The following is an 18053-nucleotide window of genomic DNA, read 5'->3' as shown; positions in this document are numbered from 1 at the left end:
GACACCACTGCCATGACCAGTACCCCCACCAGCACCGAGCCCGGCGCGAAGCCCGACATCCAGCTCATCGAGCAGAACGGCGAGGTGACCCTCAGCATCGGCGGAGAGCAGGCCATGCAGGCCTGGGAGCGCGACCTGATGTGGGCGAGCGCCGACCTGCTCTGCGAGTACGGCCAGGACTTCTACGAGGTCGGGCTCGGCCTCGGGCTGTCCGCCCTGCGGATCGCCCGGAACCCGGCCACCCGCCAGCACACCGTGCTGGAGATCTTCGACGAGGTCGAGGACCTCTTCCGCGCGAAGCACCCCCAGGTGCCCGAGAACCTCACCGTCGAACGCGGGGACTTCTTCCGGCGGATCTTCGAGCTGCCCTCGGAGAGCATCGACGGGATGTTCTTCGACCCGGCCCTGGACATGGAGGTGTGGACCGACGCCGAGCTGTGGGCCCGCACCATGCCCGAGGTGGTCCGGGTGCTGCGCCCGGGCGGGGTCTTCATCCCCTTCTTCAGCACCAAGCCCGAGCTGCGCTGGCAGTACACCCCGCACTTCCGCTCGATCCGGGTCGAGCGCCACCCCTACACCGCGTACGACACCACCGAGTACACCCACGGCACCAGCGGTGACGCCTACATCCAGTGCTTCCTCAAGGACTGAGCGCCATGACCACCGACCTCACCGCCCACCTCGCCGACCTGCCCCGGACCTTGTTCCTGGCCGGGCCGTTCATCCAGTTGCTCGACCCGGAGACCGGGGAGATGCCGCCGGGCGCCCGGGAGCCCTTCGATCTGCTGATCAAGCACTTCGAGTCGCAGGGCGTCGCCGTCCACAACGCCCACCGCCGGGAGGCCTGGGGCGCCGAACTGATGCGTCCCGAGCAGTGCACCGCACTCGACCAGGAGGAGATCCGCAAGGCGGAGCTCTTCCTCGCGCTGCCCGGTTCCCCGGCCTCCCCCGGCACCCACATCGAGATCGGCTGGGCCAGCGCCTTCGGCAAGCCGATCGTGCTGCTGCTGGAACGCGGCCGGGAGTACACCTTCCTGGTCCAGGGGCTGCACACGGTGGCGGAGGTGGAGGAAGTGGTCTACACCGACCTCGCCGCCTCGCTGCCCGCCGTCGACCGCGCCGTCCAGCGGGTCCTGGCGCGCCACCGCGGCACGTCCCGGCCTGCCTGACCTGCCTGACCTGCCTGCTCCACCCGCTCCACCCCACCCGACACCACCCGACCCACCTGCCCGCCCCGGCTGCCACCGGCGCCGGGACCGCCGCCACCGACAGGAGCCACCACGTCCGATGCGACGCCGCCACGGCTCGCCCGCCCCGAACGCCGTCCTCGCGGTCGCCGCCGTGCTCGCCGTGCTCCTGTCGGTGGTGGCCGCGGCCCCGCCGGGCCGCCACCTCTCCGGGTCCCACCGGCACGGCGACGGGCCACGAACCCCCGCCGCCGTCACCCACACCGTGACGCTGCACAGCGACGCAACCGGTGCGGCCTGGCGAGGCCGTCAGCGGGTGGGCTTCACCCAGGTCGCGCCCGAACCGCTGTCCGCCGTGTACCTGCGGCTCTGGGGCAACGCCCGCGGCGGGTGCGCGGCGCCCGCCGTCCGGCTGACGGGCATCACCGGCACCTCCAGCGCGGACTGCACCACGCTCAGGGTCCCGCTCCCCCGGCCGCTGCGCCAGGGCGAGTCCGGCACCCTCGACTTCGAGCTGTCCGTCGACGTCCCTGAGGGCCTCGACCGCTTCGGGCGCGACGGCGCGTACACCGTCCTCGGCAACGCCCTGCCCACGCTCGCCGTGCTGGACGGCGACGGCTGGCACCTCGACCCGTACACCCGCAACGGTGAGTCCTTCTACTCCCTCGCGGCCGACTACTCCGTCACCCTGGACCACCCCTCCGGCCTGCTGGTCCCCGCCACCGGCAGCGCCACGGACGCGCCCGGCGGACCGGGCCGGACCGTCACCACCGTCACCGCCCGTCGGGTCCGCGACTTCGCCTGGGCCGCCGGTCCGTTCACCCGGCTCGCGGGCCGGTCGGCGGACGGCGTGCGGATCGGGGTGTTCGCGACCCCCGACGTCACCGCCGAGGAGGCCGGCCGGATGCTGGAACTCGCGCGCGGCGCGGTCGACGCGCACTCCGCCCGCTTCGGCGCCTACCCGTACGGCGAGCTGACCGTCGTCCTCGACAACGCCTTCTGGTTCAGCGGCATGGAGTACCCGGGCTTCGTCCTCGACCGGGTCAAGCCCTTCGCGCTGGTCCACGAGCTGGCGCACCAGTGGTGGTACGGCATCGTCGGCGACGACCAGTACCGCGCGCCCTGGCTGGACGAGTCCTTCAGCGAGTACGCCGCCGACCTCGTCCTGGGCGGGGGCGACGAGGACTGCTCGGCACCTGCCCGCTGGGAGTCCGAGGACGAGCGGCTGACCTCGCCCATGAACCACTGGGACGCGCACCCCGACCGGTACGAGGCGGTCGTCTACGACCACGGCTCCTGCGCCCTCCACGAGCTGGGCCGACTGCTCGGCGCGGACACCATGGCCGTCCTGCTGCGCGACTACGCCCGGGCCCACTGGTACGGCGTCTCGACCACCGCGGCGTTCAAGGCCGCCGCCCAGGCGGTCGCCCCGGTGGACCTCGCCCCGTTCTGGCGGGAGCACCGGATCGACGGCTGAGGCCCCGGGCCGGGCGCGCACGGCGCCCGGCCCGGGGACCAGGAGCGGGACCAGAAGCAGGATCAGGAGCAGCGGTCAGGAACAGCGGTCAGGAGCGGGGATCAGAACTCACTGGTGACGCTCACCCCACTGAAGCCCTGCTGGGCGTAGAGGCTGAAGAAGACGTAACCGGCCTGCGGGTTGGTGACGGTGAGGGTCTCGGCGTTGTCCGGGCCCGCCGACCGGGTGACGTACGAGTTGGTGTAGGCCCAGCCGTACGGGTTGTAGTAGAGCTCGCCGTTGCCGGTGCCGCCACTGCTCGTGACCCGGACCTGGCGGGTGCCCGCCGGCACCCAGAGGTAGAAGTGCGCGTAGTTGCCGGTGGTCGCCGACAGGTTGCTCCGGGCGCAGTTGCTGTCGAGCCTGCGGATGTCACCGCCCGCGCACTCGGTCAGCCTCGGGAAGCTCGGGGTGTTCCTGCATTCGCCGGCCGCGCAGGAGTTCAGCCAGGCGTCGAAGTCGGCGTCGTACCGGGTGCCGATGGTCGTCTTGAGGAGGGTGCGGGAGCCGGCCCAGTCGCCCTTGCGGTACAGGGCGAGGAGGCTGTCCACGTCGGGCCGGTGGCGCTCCAGCATGTAGCGGACGGCGAGGTAGCCCCAGCGGTAGGTGCGGTCCTCGTTCTCGTAGTGGCTGTCGAAGAGCGTGCTCAGCCGGTAGGTGTGCTTGGCGGCCGCCTCGATCGCCAGGGTGTTCACGACCTCGAGGTAGGAGTCGGCGACGACCTCGGCGAGGCCCTCGGTCCACCAGGCGACGGGGGTGGGGTCGGCCGCCTCGAAGCTGCCGTGCATGTCGAACCGGGCGTCGAGGTAGTGGGTGTACTCGTGGTTGAGGTTCCAGATCGAGAAGCCCGGCTCGCCCCAGGTCTTCTCGTAGGCGACGAACCGGGCCTTGTTGCCGGCCTTGGCCGGGCTGCCCTCCAGGTACATGCCGCCGTTGTCGGTGGAGTTTCCGAACATGACCGTGGAGAGCAGCTTGTACTCGGCAGAGCTGTCGAACACGACGACGTCGATGGTGCTGTTGAGGTCGTCCGCGACCGGGCCGTCGTCCCGCACCACGGCGTGGAAGAAGGCGTCCTGGCCGTTGAGGCCGGTGCAGGTGCCGTCCAGCTGCTCCGGGGCCATGGACTCGGCGAGGATGCGGATGCTCGGGCTGCACTGCTCGACGTGGGTCAGGTACTCGGCCTGGAACCGCTCGGCGTCCTGGCAGGTGCCGTAGGAGGCGCAGTTCGCCTGGTCGTAGTTGCGCACGCCGACCGCGGCCGTCGCGCGCTGGTTCCGGGTGGGGCCGGTGACCGAGAACTTCGCGGTGAGCGCCTGAAGGAGCGGACGCACCCGCGGGCGGAACTCGGGGTAGAACATGAACCGGCTCAGCTCGTTGACGGCGTTGGAGAGCACGCCGTCGTAGGCGCCGCCGGCGTGGACGAGGGCCCGATCGGCGAAGGCCGCCACCAGGTCGATCAGCGCCGGGTCCTTCTGGATCTCCTCGCGGAACTTCGGGTCCTCGCTCCGGATGCCCCGGTACAGCACCAGGAAGGCCGGATTGAGCGCCCACATCAGGTTGTCCTTGTCCCACGCGCTGCTGGTGTAGGCGGTGAGCAGGCGCTTGGCGATCGGCAGGTAGGTGACGGGCTCGCGGGTGACGTCGGCCAGCACGCCCGCGTTCGCCAGCGGGCCGGCGTTCTCGGCGGTGGTGTCCAGCGCGTGGGAGTTGTCGAAGAAGGCCCGCACGCCGGGGAGGATCGCCTTCGGGACCTCGCTGCTGTACTCGCCGACCACGAGACGGTTGTCCCACTGCACGGCGTAACCGGCCTGCAGGTAGTACATCAGTTGCTGGATCGAGCCGCTGTTGTCGCCCCGGTAGGCGACGGCGGCCTCGTTGACGGCGGCGGCCACCGTGAGCATCTGGGACTCGCGGAACGCGGCGGCCGCGTAGCGGGGCTCGATCCTGAACAGACTGTCGACGCAGGCCATGTCCACGGACTTGATGAGCCTGATCAGCTCCGCGCCCGTCCGCCCGAAGTCGGTCGGGTTGCAGGCCACGGCCTCGCCGGACGCCTCACCGGCGGCCGCGCCCCGGCCGGACCGCTCGGCCGCCGCCGACTGCTGGACGCGCCAGGGGGCGAAGTCGTTGCGGGGCTCGAGGTCGGCCGACCCGAGGTCCCCGCTGTGCGCGGCGGGCACCGCGGCGGGGTCGCCGGACCGCACGGTCCGCTCGACGCCGGGCGGCGGGAGCTCGTCGGAGGGGGCCGTGCGTGCTCCAGCGGCGTCGCCGCCGGCCGGCGGTACCGCGACGGGGGACGCGGCGACGGGTGCGGCCTGCCCGAGCGGGGCGAACAGACCGACTGTCAGGACCATGGAGAGCACTAGCGTCAGGAGTCTTGCCAACTGCCGAAGGTGCGACAGACGTGCGGTTCTCACGTGGGGGCCTCCGGGCCTTGGGTCGGTCGCGTTGGGGACGCGACCGGTGGGGGTGAGGACCAAAGGACGACGGTGGTCGATGGGACTCCGTCGATACCGGTGGGGAGCGGTGATTAGTACAATGGCACATGTCACATCACCTTTGAAAGCCCTTTACCGCCCGCCCGTTCGACCAGGAACGTTCCGCATCGGCGACATGACGATCCGTCACTGACCTTCCGACACAACGGAATTCAACGCTCCGGAAGTCCGGTCCGGTCGATCGTCCGTCGGCCCGACAGCTCGACGACTTAACAGCCCGATCAGCCCGATCAGCCCGATCGGTCTGATCGGTCCGATCGTCCCCAATGGCCCGAACGGCCCGATGATGGACAGTCAGGCCCCGTACACGGCCACCGCCGTGCGCACGAAGCCGCGGACCAGCGGATTCGGGTCCCCCGCGTTCCAGGCCGTCACCACCCGGCTCGGCGGCATGTCGGTCACCGCCACGACGGCCAGTCCGGCGGGCGGCTCGTGCCCGAGCGGCGCCATCCCGACCGTGCCGTTCCAGAGCACCGCCTGCCGGCACTCCTGGACGGCGCGCACGACCGGACCCTGCCGTCGGGCGCCGCCGTTCCAGTACGCCTGCCAGCGCGGGTCCGTCCCCTCCGGGAACTGGAACCACCGCCGCCCGGCCAGGTCGGCCAGCCGCAGCCTGGTACGGCCGGCGAGCGGATCGTCGGCGCGCAGCACCGCGCCCACCGGGTCCGCCCGCAGCTCCCGGACACACAGCCCGGTCTCGTCGAACGGGCCGCGGGTCAGCGCGACGTCGACCAGGCCGGCCCGCAGCCCGCAGGTCGGGTCGGTCAGATCGGTCTCCCGGACGCGGATCTCCACGTCGGGGCGCCGGTCGCGGTAGGCAGCAGCCAGCCGCGCGACCCCGAGGTCGGCGCTGTCACCCAGGAGGCCGACGGTCAGGGTGGCCGGTCCGGCCGCCGCTGCGACCCGCGCCCGGGCCAGCTCGGTGCGGTCCAGCAGCTCGCGCGCCTCGGCCAGCAGCGTCTCCCCGGCCGGGGTGAGTGTCGTACCGGTGGCCGAGCGGTTCAGCAGAACGGCGCCGAGCTCGGCCTCCAGCTGCCGGATCGCCCGGCTCAGCGGGGGCTGGCTCATGTGCAGACGGGCGGCGGCCCGGCCGAAGTGGAGTTCCTCGGCGACGGCGACGAAGTACCGCAGGGTCCGCAGCTCCATACCGGCAACGATACCCGTGCGGTATCGGCCGCCACGGAACGGGTCTTGGACGGGCGCAGCGCCCGGACGGTGCAATCGATCCATGACCGAAGTACCGAACGCCGGCGCACCCGCCACGGACCCTGACGACCCCGCCGCCCCCGTACTCCCCGCCGCGCCCACCGCCCCCGCCGCGCCCTCAGTCCCCGCCGCGCCCACCGTGTCCGTGGTCGGCCCGGGCGAGGGCGAGACCGTCCTGCTCGGCACCACCCGAATGCGGATCCTGGAGGACGGCACCACCACCGGACATCGCCTGGGCATCGCCGAGTCCGTGATCGCCCCGCACACACCCGGCCCGCCCCAGCACCGCCACGCCGGGCACGACGAGGGCTTCTACGTCGTCTCCGGCTCGGTGCGGTTCACCGTCGGGAGCGAGGAGCACGACGCGGTCGCGGGAACCCTGGTCGTCGTCCCGCCGGGCGCACCGCACACCTTCGCCAACGTCGGCGACGAACCGGCCGTCATGCTCAGCACCTTCACCCCCGACCCGTACGTCCGGTACTTCCGCGAGCTGCGGGACCTCCACGCCGGCGCCGAGGCCGTGACACCCGAGGCGCAGCTCGGGCTGATGCGCCGCTACGCAACCGAACCCGCCGCGGCTCCCGCCCCCGGGCCGTCCTGAACCGGGGCCGTCCTCCCCGGGCCGTCCTCCCCGGGCCGTCCTGACCGGTGCCCGAGGGGGTACTGCCAGGATGCTCCCATGGACATCCACACACCCGGCGGGATCCTGGTGCGCACCGCCGCGCCTTCGGACTGGTCCGCGATCGCGGGCATCGACACGATCGCGGCGGCGGGCGACCAGGGCCGGCGCGCGGCCGTCCGGCGATGGTGCGAGGAGGGGCTCGTCCTGGTGGCCGAGGACCGGTCGGGGCCGCTGGGGTACGGCGTGGTGGAGCACACCTTCTTCGAGCAGGGATTCGTGACCATGCTGATGGTCGCGGACGGCGCCCGCCGACGCGGCGTCGGTTCGCTCCTGCTCCGCGCCGCGGGGGCGGCCTGCACCGCGCCCAAGCTGTTCACCTCGACGAACGTCTCGAACCTGCCGATGCAGCGGCTGCTCGGGCGCGAGCGGTGGCGCGCGGTCGGGTTGCTGCACGGGTTGGACGACAGTGATCCCGAGCTCTTCTTCCTCTGCCCACCGGAGCGGGTCGGAGCCGGCGGCAGCTGACCGGCCGCACGGGGTCCGGCCGCCGTCGGCCCAACCGCCCCGCCCGGACCGGCTTCAGCAGCCGGCGGGGACGCGCCGGTGGTCGAGGGCCAGGGTGATCGCCCCGTGCAGGGAGGCGTCGGCGGTGAACCGCGCCGGGAGGACGGCCGGCGGGAACGGCACGGCGCGGTCCAGGTGCTCGGTGAGGGCGGGCAGGATCACCGCTCCGGCGGCCATCATGCCGCCGCCGACCACGACCCGTTCCGGGTCCAGCAGCACCGCGATGTTGGCGACGGCTGTCGCGAGCGTGTCGAGCGCCTCCCGGGCGATCCGCCCGGCCACCGGGTCGGCGCTGGTGAACAGGCGGTCGGCGGTGAGCTCCTCGCCCAGTTCCGCGGCGCTGCGTTCGCCGAGGGCCTTGCCACCGACCAGTTCCTCCAGTGGCGCGCGCCCGTCCGCGACGGCGGCGACGGGCACCCCGCCCGACCGGCCGGGGTCCAGGTAGGCGATCTCGCCGGCCGCCTGGTGCGCGCCGTCGAGCACCCGGCCGCCGACGGTGAGCGCGGCGGCGACGCCGGTGCCGAGGCTGAGGTAGACGCCGGGGTCGGCGCCGCGCAGGGCGCCCCGGCGCAGTTCGGCGAGGGCTCCGGCGCGGACGTCGTTGGCCACCGCGACGCTGTCCACGCCGAGTTCGAGCGCCAGGCGCTCGGCGAGGGCGAGGCTCTCCCAGCCGGGCAGGTTCGGCGTGAGCAGGATCCGGTCCGGCCGGATGACGCCCGGGCTGACCGCGGCGTGGGCGACCACCGGCAGACCGAGCGCGGTCCGGGCGTGCCCGGCGAGTTCGCGGACCGCCGCACCGGCGCGGGCCAGGACCTGGTCGGGCCCCTGCTCGGGACGGGTGGCGAACCTGATCCGCCGCAGCGGGGTGCCGTCGGAGTCGGCGAGGGCGACCTCGGTCTTGGTGCCGCCGAAGTCGATGCCGATGACGGCGCCGGCGCCGACGGGGCGAGGGCGCGAACGGGGGTGCGGGCGCGGATGCGGACGGGTGTCGGCGGTGTCGGCGGTCAAGGAGTGGTCCTCGGATGGTGGCCGGGCGGCGGGCGGGCGGCGGTGCGGCGCCACCCACCCGCCGGCCGGCGGTCGGGGGTGGAACGGGTCGGTGGTCACCCGACCGGAGCGGCCTCGGCCCCGGCGTTCTGGGCGTCCAGGAACTCCTCGCGGATCTCCTTGGGGCCGAACGGCCAGGCGCCCTCGACCTTGGACCAGATCAGGTAGGCGACGCAGCCGAGGCCGACCCAGGCCAGCGACCACTCGATCGGGTGGACACCCGGGTTGGCCTTGTCCGCGTAGCCGTAGATGACCGTCCAGCCGATGGCGGCGACGACGGCCGGCAACGGGTAGAGCAGCATCCTGTAGGGGCGGGCGAGGTCGGGCTGCCGCTTGCGGAGCACGACCACGGCGGCGATCTGGGCGAGCGCCTGGACGATCACCATGACACTGGTGAGCAGGGTGATCAGCACGGTGAGCGGCGGGTGCTCGGCGACGTTCCCGATGTGCCGGGCGAACAGGAAACCGCCGGCGGTGATCGCGCCCATCGACAGCAGCCCGACGACCGGGAACTCGTGCTTGGGATGGAGCTTGCCGAAGGCGCGGAAGAACATCCCGTCGCGGGCCGCGTCGTAGGGCACGCGCGAGCCGCCGAGCAGACCGGCGCAGACGGAGGCGAAGGCGGTGATCAGGATGAGGACCGTCACGGTGTCGGCGGCGCCCTTGCCCCAGGTCTGTTCCAGCACCGCGGAGGCGACCGATCTGGAGGCGACGTTCTCCGGGTCGAGCATGTCCTGCCAGTGGATCACGCCGAGGACGCCGATCTGCATCAGCAGGTAGACGCCCATGATGGCGATGATCGAGACGATGATGGCGCGCGGCATGACCCGGCCGGGGTTCTTGATCTCGGCACCGAGGTACGAGGCGGTGTTGTAGCCGAGGTAGTCGTAGATCCCGATGGTCAGACCGGCGGCGAAGCCGATCCAGAACTGGCCGTGGGTCAGCTCGATCGCGTGGGCGGGCCAGGTGAAGGCCATCGAGGGGTGGAAGTCGGTGAAGGAGGCGAGGATCACCGCGCCGACCGAGACGATCATCACGCCCCAGAGCGCGACCGTGAGCTTGCCGATGTTCTCGACCTTGCGCCACAGCAGGAGCACGACCAGGGCGAGGACGGCCACGCCGACGATGTCGCCCTGCGCGGTGGTCATGCCCGGCCACAGGTAGGCGAGGTACTGCACCAGACCCTGGACGCCGGTGGACATGATCAGCGGGATGAAGAGCATCGCCGTCCAGACGAACAGGAACGGCATCAGCCGCCCGGTCCGGTACTGGAAGGCCTCGCGCAGGTAGACGTAGGTGCCGCCGGCCCCGGGCAGCGAGGCGCCGAGCTCGGCCCAGACCAGACCGTCGGCGAGGGCGAGCAGCGCGCCGGCGATCCAGCCGACGACGGCCTGCGGACCGCCGAAGGCGCCGACCATCAGCGGGATGGTGACGAACGGGCCGATCCCGCACATCTGGCTCATGTTGATCGTGGTGGCCTGGAAGAGGCCGATTCTTCGGGTGAAGCCTGCGGACACGGATGGCTCCATGAAGTGGGGGACGGAGCGGAGGAGGAGGCGACGCGGGCATTAAGTTAAGGAACATTACTTTCAGCGTCAAGGGCTTGCTCCACCCGTCGATGTCACGATCCGGCCACCTCCGCCCGCCGGTGCCCCGTCCCGTCCGACCTCGGCACCCGTCGGCGGGCTGGAGAACCCTCACCGCGGTGTGCGGCCGCCCTCCCGCACCGCGCAGGGGACCAGCAGAGCCGTCGCCACCCCGGCGACCGGCGGGACCTGCCCGGCCCCGCCGGCCCCGTCCTCGGCGGGACGTCCGTCACGGAGGACCGGTTGACCCTCAGTCGTAGACACTGTGACGAACCGTCAGCCCCGGTGACTGCCCTGCGGAGCGGCGCCCCGGGGCCGCAACTCCCTCGCGGCCACCTCCCGGAAGCCGTGCGGAGGTCGGCCGGTGAGGCGCAGGACGGTGTCGGTGGTGCGGTCCTCCGCCCCGGCGGCGATGGCACCGTCGAGATCGGCCAGCATCGCGGCGAAGCGGGCGGGCATCCCCCTGGTCAGCTCGGCGGCCAGTTCCGCGCGGCCGAGCCGCCGGTGGACGACGGGGCGGCCGAGGAACTCGGCGGCGATCCGGGCGATGTCGTCGTAGCCGAGAGCCTCCGGGCCGGTCAGTACCAGGTCGGTGTCGGGTGCCCGGTCGGCGGTGAGGGCGTGCGCGGCGACGGCGGCGATGTCCGCGGCGTCCACGAAGCCGACCCGGCCGCTCCCGGTCGCCGTGCGGACGACGCCCTCCTCGCGGATGCTGCGGGCATGCGGGTGCGCGCCGGTGAAATTCTGCAGGAACCAGGAGGGGCGCAGCACGGCCCACTCCTCGAACAGTCCGGGCAGCTCGGCGTGCACGGCACCCACCGCCGGGCCGCCCTCCGGCACCGCCGAGGAGCTGAGCAGGACGGCGCGGCGCACGCCTGCGGCGACGGCCAGCCGGAGGAAGGGCAGCATGACGGGCAGCGGCTCGGGCTCGCCGACCGGGGGGACGAGGTAGAGCCGGTCGTGGTCGCCGAGGGCGGCGTCGAAGGTGGTGGGGTCGTACCAGTCGAAGCGCACCGCCGTGGCTCCGGGCAGCGGGGCGGCGCGGCGGCTCGCGGCGCCGACACGGTGTCCGGCGGCGACCAGCGCGGCGACGGTCCGGCTCCCGGTGGTCCCGGTGGCGCCGACGACCAGGGTGGACGGGGTGACGGTCATCGGGTGCTCCCCGGGGCGAAGTCGACGCCGGCCTCCAGCACGGCGAGCGGGTTCCAGTAGTCGCGGTAGGAGGTGAACCGGCCGTCCCGGACGGTCACCACGGCGATGTAGCGCATGTCGAAGGGCGCGCCCGTCCCGACCAGGAGGCCGACGCCGCGCATCTCCACGACCACGGTCTGCGGGTCGTCCGTCCGGCGGATCCTCAGCTCGGGGAAGTCGCGCAGGTCGATGTGGTCGGTGTAGCCCGCCATGTAGGCGGCGACGGCGGGCCGGCCGTCGAGCCGGGTCGGCCGTCCGGGCGGGGCGAAGGGGAACTCCATGACGCCGTCCTCGGCCCACAGGCCGACCCAGCCGGCGATGTCCTTGTCGAGCAGCAGGCGCAGGCTGTGGCGGTACAGCTCCTCCGGCGTCGTCCCGGCGGTTTCGGGCACGGCTGTCACGGGTGTCTCCCTCCGATTGAATGCGGACCAGCGGTCCGCTTCACCGGGGACGATACGGACCGCCGGTCCGGATCGCAAACCGGGACCGGGCGGGGCACCCGGCGCGGCCCCGGGAACGCGAAAAGGCGGCTGCCGGAGGGCAGCCGCCTTCACCGGCCGGGCCGGGAGCAGGTGGAGCGAGCGGAACAGGCGGAGCGGGTGGAACAGGCGGAGCAGATGGAACACAGGCGGAACAGGCGGAACGGCGGCACGGGGCCGGGCGGCCCGGAGGAGCCGGTCAGCCGCCGTTGCGGCCGTTGACCAGCACGCGGTCACCGAGGTGCTCGGTGTGGTAGCCGACATCGGCCAGCAGCGCGGCGACCCGGAGCGTCTCCTGGAAGTTCCGCGAGCGGACGGCGGCGCCGCCGCGCGGAGGCGTCGCACCGCCGCCGACACCGCCGGAGGCGTCGGAGGCACTGGAGGGCCAGGCCGCCTGCCAGGAGACGACCACGCCGTGGGCGACGTCGGAGACCGTGGCGCCGCCGGTCCCGCGCACCTTGTCGGCGAGCGGCAGCCCCGCCGCGCGCAGCGTGGCGGTGACGGAACCGAGAAGGTTGCGATGATCAGGCAGCATGCAAACCAGTCTAAATACCAAACGCGAGGTGAACTTCCCGTAAAGGCGCGAGTTCGGCCTCAAGGGTGACCGCGCGATCGGCCGGGCGGGGGAGATCACCGTCGACCCCACCGCCGCGGCCGACGCCGGCCGGGCCCGCGCGGGCCGCCCGCGCGAGGCCGGGGCGGGGTGCCGGCCGGCCTCGCGAGCGCCATGGCCGGGCCGGGCTCCAGGGGACCCGGCCCGGCCTGCGGGACGGCTCAGCGAGCGCCGTCGGCCGCTACGGCAGCCACTGGTTGCCGGTGACGGCGATCATCACCTGGAGCTGGATGCTGGAGCCGTAGTAGCTGCCCTGGTCCAGCGGGACCGAGTTCATCTTGGTCCAGAGCGCGTCCAGCCAGGCCTGGCTCCCGGTGTCGGTGGCCGCGGCCACCGCGAACGGTGCGATGAACGCCACCGAGGAGCCGGACTCGGCGACCGTGCCGTTCAGCTTGTAGCCCTGGGCGATCCGGTCCGGGTCGCCGCCGGTCGCCTGCTTGATCCAGGAGTTCATCTTCCGGACCGCGGCGAGGGACTTCGGGTCGCCGGTGGTCAGGCCGTCCACACCCAGCCGCCAGGGGTCGCGGCAGGCGTTCCAGGAGTAGGCGCCGTCCAGCGGGCTCTCCAGGACCTGACCGGCCGCGGGCTTCGGGTTGCCGGTGTTGGTCGACACCGCGAAGTCGGGGAGCAGGCCGGTGGTGGGGGCGAAGTTGGTCTGCAGGTGGGTGACGAGGTTCTGGTGGGCGGTCAGGATGCCGTCCCAGGCGCTGTCACCGGTGGCCTTCCGGAAGGCCTTGAAGTGGCCGCTGAGCCAGTCCGAGCTGCGGCTCATGGTGTTGTAGTTGCCGTCCGACCAGTCGCCGAGGTTCATCAGCTTGGTGCCGGGGACGACCTCGCTCGCCTTGATGGCGTTGATCCGCTTCACCGCGAGCTGCTTGTAGTTGTAGCCGCCGGTGGTGCTGCCCCACTGCTTGTCGGCGAGCAGCAGCGCGTAGGCGATCTCCAGGTCCCCGTCGGTCGCGGAGTCGCTGCCGTTGACGCTCTTGCAGCCGGCGTCCTGCTCGGCCGCGTGCAGGTCGGGGTTGTTGACGGACGGGTGGTCGAGGACGAACTTCAGCACCCGGTCGAAGGTGGCGCGGGCGTCCGGGTCGGCCCCGGCCATGGTCGCCAGGATGGTGAGGCCGTAGCCCTGGCCCTCCGCGACGTACGGGTGGTCCGCGTCGACCGAGGCGATGGCCGACCAGCCGTTGCCGCACTTGGCGGTGACGAAGGCGGACTTCCACTTCTTGTAGTAGTCCACCACCTTGGCGTCGTTGGCGGCGCGGTCGCCGGAGACCGTGATGGTGCCCGCCGCGTACGGGAAGGAGTGGGTGCCGAACGGGACGGCCGCACCGCCGCCGGGCGGGGTCGTCGTGGTGGTGGGGGTGGGCGTGGTCGGCGTGGGCGTCGGGGTCGGGGTCCCGGCGCCGCCGTAGACCTCCACCTCGTACAGCGAGTAGCCGTACGAGGTGGCGCGCTTGGTGCCGTAGACCCGCAGGTAGCGGCCGGTGCCGGAGACGGTGAGGGTGTCGGTCCCGCCGTCGCCGGCGGTGGTGCTGTAGAGCTGGCGCCAGGTCGACCCGTCGTCGGACAGCTCGACGCGGTAGGCCTTGGCGTAGGCACCCTCCCACTTCAGGACGACCTGGCCGACGGACGTGCCGGCGCCGAGGTCGATCCGGATCCACTGGTTGTCGACGCCCTCGGCGCTCGCCCAGCGGGTGGTGCCGGAGCCGTCGACGGCCTTGCCGCCCTCCAGGCCGGAGGCCTCGGTGGAGGAGACGGTCACGGCCTTGCCGAGGGCGAGGTTGGGGCTGGCGGCGGTCGCGGACGAGAGTCCGGTCAGGCCGGTGATCAGGCCCCCGGTGAGGGCGGCCGCCGCGAGGACGGCCCAACTTCTCTTTTTGGTAAAGGACATGGCGGGACTATGTGGGGCCGCGGATGATCGAGTCAATAACCTTGTTAGTAAAGTTTCCTATCGAAGTCGCGAGCCACCCCGGCCCCGGCCGACCAGCCCGGGGAAGCCGTCGATGGGCCCCTTGACAGCGTCGGCACCGCTTCGGGAGCATGGCGGGACGAGTTAGGAAAGATCCCTTACTTGATCTCGCCCCCCACGCCCCCGCGACCCCGCCCGGAGGCGGCGGCCGGGGCGCCCCGGTTGATCCGACGGGGAGGGAAACGCCCGGCGACCCGGATGTGGACCGGGCGGCCGGGCGGGGGGCGTTCACCAGCAGGTGGTCACCAGCGGGCGTGGACCTGGGGGCGGAGACGGGTGTCGTAGAGCTCGCGGACGGCGGCGAGGGTGGCGGGCGGGAGCGGCTCCAGGTCGGCGGCGGCCGCGTTGGCGCGGGCCTGCTCCGGGCTCCGGGCACCCGGGATGACGGTGGTGACGCCCGGCTGCTGGAGGATCCAGCGCAGCGCCGTCTGCGCCGGCGTCGCGCCGACCGGGGCGAGCTCGGAGAACGCGGCCGCCGCCTCGACACCGGTCGCGTAGTCGACCCCGGAGAAGGTCTCACCCTGGTCGAAGGCCTCGCCGTGCCGGTTGTAGGTGCGGTGGTCGTCGGCGGCGAACCGGGTCTGCGCGGTGTACCGGCCGGAGAGCAGGCCGGAGGCCAGCGGCACCCGGGCCAGGATGCCCACCCCGGCGGCGGCCGCCGCCGGGAGCACCTGCTCCAGCGGCTTCAGCCGGAAGGCGTTGAGGATGATCTGGACACTGGCGACCCCGGGGCGGGCGATCGCGGTCAGCGCCTCCGCACAGGTCTCCACGCTCACGCCGTAGGCGGCGATCCGCTGCTCCGCGAACAGGGTGTCGAGCGCGTCGTACACCTCGTCGGCGGAGTAGACCGGCGTGGGCGGGCAGTGCAGCTGCACCAGGTCGAGCCGGTCCACACCCAGGTTCGATCGCGAACGGTCGGCCCAGGAGCGGAAGTTGTCGAGCGTGTAGTGCTCCGGGCGCTGCTCCGCCCGGCGGCCGAACTTGGTGGCGACGAACACCTCCGCGTCCGGACGGTCCTTCAGGTAGCGGCCGATCAGCTGCTCGCTGCGGCCGTCACCGTAGACGTCGGCGGTGTCGAAGAGGGTGACGCCGGCCTCGACCGAGGCGTCCAGCACCGCCAGGGCGTCCTCCTCCCGGACGTCGCCCCAGTCGGCACCGAGCTGCCAGGTACCGAGTCCTACCACCGAGACGGGCCGGCCGGTGCGGCCCAAAACGCGCTGTTCCATGTACCGACCCTCTCACAGCCCCCACCGGTCCGCCGTGCACCCACCATCGGGTGCGGCGCGGCCCGGCCGACCCGGCGGCGCCCCAGGATGTCCATACAAGTCGAGGCGTTCTTCTGACGTACAGCAACCGGACACCGGCGGTCGGCCCGGACGTACCCCGTACCCGCTGTCCTCTTCAGGCACCGTTCCTCCACCCCCCATCACAGGCAGAGGTCTCCCACCCATGGCTGAGCCGACTCGGCGCCGTTTCCTCCAACTTGCGGGCGCCACCGCCGCGTTCTCGTCGCTGTCGCAGAGCATCGCGCGGGCCGCCGCGATCGCCCCGGCCGGCGCCACCGGCACTCTCCAGGACGTCGAGCACATCGTCGTGCTGATGCAGGAGAACCGTTCGTTCGACCACTACTTCGGCGCGATGAAGGGCGTGCGCGGCTTCGGCGACCCGCGGCCGGTCACCCTGCCGAGCGGCAAGCCGGTCTGGTACCAGAAGGACAGCGGAAGCAAGGAGATCCTGCCGTTCCGCCCCCAGGTCAACAACCTGGGCATGCAGTTCGTCCAGGACCTCAACCACGACTGGGCCGGCGGCCACAAGGCCTTCAACAACGGCAAGTACGACCAGTGGGTGCCCGCCAAGACGGCCACCACGATGGCCTATCTGACCCGCCAGGACATCCCGTTCCACTACGCGCTCGCCGACGCGTTCACCCTCTGCGACGCCTACCACTGCTCGTTCATCGGCTCCACCGACCCGAACCGCTACTACATGTGGACGGGCCACACCGGCAACGACGGCACCGGCGGCGGCCCGGTGCTCGGCAACCAGGAGGCCGGGTACGGCTGGACCACCTACCCCGAGCGGCTGGAGAAGGCCGGCGTGTCCTGGAAGATCTACCAGGACATCGGCGACGGCCTGGACGCCGCCGGGTCCTGGGGCTGGATCAGCGACCCCTACCGCGGCAACTACGGCGACAACTCGCTGCTGTACTTCAACAACTACCGCAACGCCAAGCCCGGCAGCCCGCTGTACGACAAGGCCCGCACCGGCACCAACGCCAAGGCGGGCGACGGCCTGTTCGACCAGCTGCGCCGCGACGTGCAGGGCGGCACGCTCCCGAAGATCTCCTGGATCGCCGCCCCCGAGGCATTCACCGAGCACCCCAACTGGCCCGCCAACTACGGCGCCTGGTACATCTCCCAGGTCCTGGACGCGCTGACCTCCAACCCCGACGTGTGGGCCCGGACGGCGCTGTTCATCACCTACGACGAGAACGACGGCTTCTTCGACCACGTGGTGCCGCCGTTCCCGCCCTCCTCCGCCTCCCAGGGGCTGTCGACCGTCGCCACCGGCGCCGACTACTACGGCGGCGGCATCGGCTACGGCGCCGGCGCCTACGGCCTCGGCCAGCGGGTGCCGATGCTGGTCGTCTCGCCCTGGAGCACCGGCGGCTACACCTGCTCGGAGACCTTCGACCACACCTCGATCATCCGCTTCATGGAGCGCCGCTTCGGGGTGCTGGAGCCCAACATCTCGCCCTGGCGCCGCGCGATCTGCGGCGACCTGACCACCGCCTTCGACTTCACCGCCGCCGACCCGGCGCCCGCGGTCCTGCCGTCCACCACCGGCTACCGCCCGCAGGACGGCAACCGGCACCCGGACTACGTGCCCGCCCCGCCCGCCGTCGGCACCATGCCGAAGCAGGAGGCCGGCGCCAAGCCCACCCGTCCGCTCAAGTACGCGCCCTACGTGGACGGTTCGGCCGACATCTCGACCGGCAAGTACCGCCTGACCTTCAGCGGCGGCGCGGCCGCGGGCGCGCAGTTCCTGGTCACCTCGCCCAACCGCACCGACGGCCCGTGGACCTACACGGCGGAGGCGGGCAAGAACATCTCCGACGCCTGGAACACCACCTACTCCAAGGGCGTCACGGACCTCACCGTGCACGGCCCCAACGGCTTCCTGCGCCGCTTCCGCAACCCCGGCAAGACCGCCGGGCCCGAGGTCACCGCGCGCCACAACCCGACCACCGGCAACCTCGACCTCACCTTCACCAACCCCGCCGGCGCCGACGCCGTCCTCACCGTCGCCAACGCCTACGGCGGCGCCCCGCAGACCGTCACCGTCCGCCGCGGCGCGACCGTCGGGTACACCGTCGACCTGCGCGGCTGCCGCAACTGGTACGACGTCACCGTCACCTCCTCCGTGACGGCCGACTTCGTCCGCCGCCTCGCCGGCCACGTCGAGACCGGCGCCCCCGGCCTCTCCGACCCGGGCCTGCTCACCTACTGAGCCCCACCCGCAGAGCCCGACGCCTCACCTGACGAGCCCGGCCCGACCCCGTGGCCCGACCC

Annotated in this window: 15 protein-coding genes; 6 read left to right on the top strand and 9 right to left on the bottom strand. The window is 72.5% G+C overall.

Translation table 11 applies throughout. The annotated features are described in order from the left end of the window. Positions 1-12: 12 nt before the first annotated feature. The 3 genes from ACIPYS_RS21980 to ACIPYS_RS21970 all read left to right on the top strand — a co-directional run bounded on the left by ACIPYS_RS21980 (position 13) and on the right by ACIPYS_RS21970 (position 2664). The gene (locus tag ACIPYS_RS21980; protein WP_400748443.1) at positions 13-651 is read left to right on the top strand and encodes a class I SAM-dependent methyltransferase; all 639 of its coding nucleotides are present in this window, start codon (positions 13-15) and stop codon (positions 649-651) included. A gap of 5 nt (positions 652-656) precedes the next feature. Then, entirely contained in the window at positions 657-1169 is a 513-nt protein-coding gene (locus ACIPYS_RS21975) for a nucleoside 2-deoxyribosyltransferase (protein WP_093858598.1), read from the top strand. Positions 1170-1287: 118 nt separating this feature from the next. Beyond that, positions 1288-2664 (top strand): M1 family metallopeptidase, encoded by a 1377-nt coding sequence (locus ACIPYS_RS21970; protein WP_400748438.1) that lies wholly within the window; start codon positions 1288-1290, stop codon positions 2662-2664. Between the two features lie 101 nt (positions 2665-2765). Here the strand turns inward: ACIPYS_RS21970 and ACIPYS_RS21965 are convergent, their stop codons facing one another. After that, the gene (locus ACIPYS_RS21965) at positions 2766-5057 is read right to left on the bottom strand and encodes a collagenase (protein WP_400748436.1); all 2292 of its coding nucleotides are present in this window, start codon (positions 5055-5057) and stop codon (positions 2766-2768) included. A gap of 438 nt (positions 5058-5495) precedes the next feature. Further along, positions 5496-6347 (bottom strand): LysR substrate-binding domain-containing protein, encoded by an 852-nt coding sequence (locus ACIPYS_RS21960; RefSeq protein WP_400748433.1) that lies wholly within the window; start codon positions 6345-6347, stop codon positions 5496-5498. A gap of 82 nt (positions 6348-6429) precedes the next feature. On the opposite strand from ACIPYS_RS21960, the gene ACIPYS_RS21955 reads away from it, so the two are divergent. Together ACIPYS_RS21955 and ACIPYS_RS21950 are read left to right on the top strand one after the other, a co-directional pair. After that, on the top strand, positions 6430-7008 hold the full coding sequence (locus tag ACIPYS_RS21955; protein ID WP_400748430.1) for a cupin domain-containing protein: 579 nt from the start codon (positions 6430-6432) through the stop codon (positions 7006-7008). A 78-nt stretch (positions 7009-7086) separates the two neighbouring features. Further along, positions 7087-7554 carry a GNAT family N-acetyltransferase gene (locus ACIPYS_RS21950; RefSeq protein ID WP_400748427.1) on the top strand — a complete coding sequence of 156 codons (468 nt, stop codon included), beginning with the start codon at positions 7087-7089 and terminating at the stop codon, positions 7552-7554. 54 nt (positions 7555-7608) lie between these two features. On the opposite strand, the gene ACIPYS_RS21945 is transcribed toward ACIPYS_RS21950, so the two are convergent. The 7 genes from ACIPYS_RS21945 to ACIPYS_RS21915 all read right to left on the bottom strand — a co-directional run bounded on the left by ACIPYS_RS21945 (position 7609) and on the right by ACIPYS_RS21915 (position 15707). Then, complete coding sequence (locus ACIPYS_RS21945; protein ID WP_400748424.1) at positions 7609-8601, bottom strand: ROK family protein; 993 nt, start codon at positions 8599-8601, stop codon at positions 7609-7611. Positions 8602-8696: 95 nt separating this feature from the next. After that, complete coding sequence (locus tag ACIPYS_RS21940) at positions 8697-10169, bottom strand: APC family permease (protein WP_093858605.1); 1473 nt, start codon at positions 10167-10169, stop codon at positions 8697-8699. A 333-nt stretch (positions 10170-10502) separates the two neighbouring features. Continuing rightward, entirely contained in the window at positions 10503-11378 is an 876-nt protein-coding gene (locus ACIPYS_RS21935) for an NAD(P)H-binding protein (RefSeq protein ID WP_093858606.1), read from the bottom strand. Next, the gene (locus ACIPYS_RS21930; RefSeq protein ID WP_400748419.1) at positions 11375-11818 is read right to left on the bottom strand and encodes a nuclear transport factor 2 family protein; all 444 of its coding nucleotides are present in this window, start codon (positions 11816-11818) and stop codon (positions 11375-11377) included. Before ACIPYS_RS21930 ends, ACIPYS_RS21935 begins: the two co-directional genes overlap by 4 nt. Positions 11819-12095: 277 nt before the next feature. Beyond that, a complete protein-coding gene (locus ACIPYS_RS21925) occupies positions 12096-12431 on the bottom strand; it encodes a hypothetical protein (protein WP_400748416.1) in 336 nt (111 codons plus the stop codon). Positions 12432-12690: 259 nt separating this feature from the next. Beyond that, positions 12691-14403 carry a glycosyl hydrolase family 8 gene (locus ACIPYS_RS21920; RefSeq protein WP_400748413.1) on the bottom strand — a complete coding sequence of 571 codons (1713 nt, stop codon included), beginning with the start codon at positions 14401-14403 and terminating at the stop codon, positions 12691-12693. Between the two features lie 320 nt (positions 14404-14723). Beyond that, positions 14724-15707: an aldo/keto reductase gene (locus ACIPYS_RS21915; RefSeq protein WP_400748410.1), complete on the bottom strand. Its 984-nt coding sequence runs from the start codon at positions 15705-15707 to the stop codon at positions 14724-14726. A 223-nt stretch (positions 15708-15930) separates the two neighbouring features. On the opposite strand from ACIPYS_RS21915, the gene ACIPYS_RS21910 reads away from it, so the two are divergent. Next, positions 15931-17991 carry a phosphocholine-specific phospholipase C gene (locus ACIPYS_RS21910; RefSeq protein WP_400748407.1) on the top strand — a complete coding sequence of 687 codons (2061 nt, stop codon included), beginning with the start codon at positions 15931-15933 and terminating at the stop codon, positions 17989-17991. Positions 17992-18053 lie beyond the last annotated feature (62 nt).

The sequence above is a fragment of the Kitasatospora sp. NPDC089913 genome (assembly GCF_044748625.1).
Lineage (GTDB): Bacteria > Actinomycetota > Actinomycetes > Streptomycetales > Streptomycetaceae > Kitasatospora.
Note: the sequence above shows the minus strand (reverse complement) of the source record. Positions and strands in the feature narration are given on the sequence as shown.

Bases quoted from the DNA above. Each gene is read 5' to 3' on its own strand.
- ACIPYS_RS21980 (WP_400748443.1), top strand. From the start codon at position 13: ATGACCAGTACCCCCACCAGCACCGAGCCCGGCGCGAAGCCCGACATC.
- ACIPYS_RS21975 (WP_093858598.1), top strand. From the start codon at position 657: ATGACCACCGACCTCACCGCCCACCTCGCCGACCTGCCCCGGACCTTG.
- ACIPYS_RS21970 (WP_400748438.1), top strand. From the start codon at position 1,288: ATGCGACGCCGCCACGGCTCGCCCGCCCCGAACGCCGTCCTCGCGGTC.
- ACIPYS_RS21965 (WP_400748436.1), bottom strand. From the start codon at position 5,057: ATGGTCCTGACAGTCGGTCTGTTCGCCCCGCTCGGGCAGGCCGCACCC.
- ACIPYS_RS21960 (WP_400748433.1), bottom strand. From the start codon at position 6,347: ATGGAGCTGCGGACCCTGCGGTACTTCGTCGCCGTCGCCGAGGAACTC.
- ACIPYS_RS21955 (WP_400748430.1), top strand. From the start codon at position 6,430: ATGACCGAAGTACCGAACGCCGGCGCACCCGCCACGGACCCTGACGAC.
- ACIPYS_RS21950 (WP_400748427.1), top strand. From the start codon at position 7,087: ATGGACATCCACACACCCGGCGGGATCCTGGTGCGCACCGCCGCGCCT.
- ACIPYS_RS21940 (WP_093858605.1), bottom strand. From the start codon at position 10,169: ATGGAGCCATCCGTGTCCGCAGGCTTCACCCGAAGAATCGGCCTCTTC.
- ACIPYS_RS21935 (WP_093858606.1), bottom strand. From the start codon at position 11,378: ATGACCGTCACCCCGTCCACCCTGGTCGTCGGCGCCACCGGGACCACC.
- ACIPYS_RS21925 (WP_400748416.1), bottom strand. From the start codon at position 12,431: ATGCTGCCTGATCATCGCAACCTTCTCGGTTCCGTCACCGCCACGCTG.
- ACIPYS_RS21920 (WP_400748413.1), bottom strand. From the start codon at position 14,403: ATGTCCTTTACCAAAAAGAGAAGTTGGGCCGTCCTCGCGGCGGCCGCC.
- ACIPYS_RS21915 (WP_400748410.1), bottom strand. From the start codon at position 15,707: ATGGAACAGCGCGTTTTGGGCCGCACCGGCCGGCCCGTCTCGGTGGTA.
- ACIPYS_RS21910 (WP_400748407.1), top strand. From the start codon at position 15,931: ATGGCTGAGCCGACTCGGCGCCGTTTCCTCCAACTTGCGGGCGCCACC.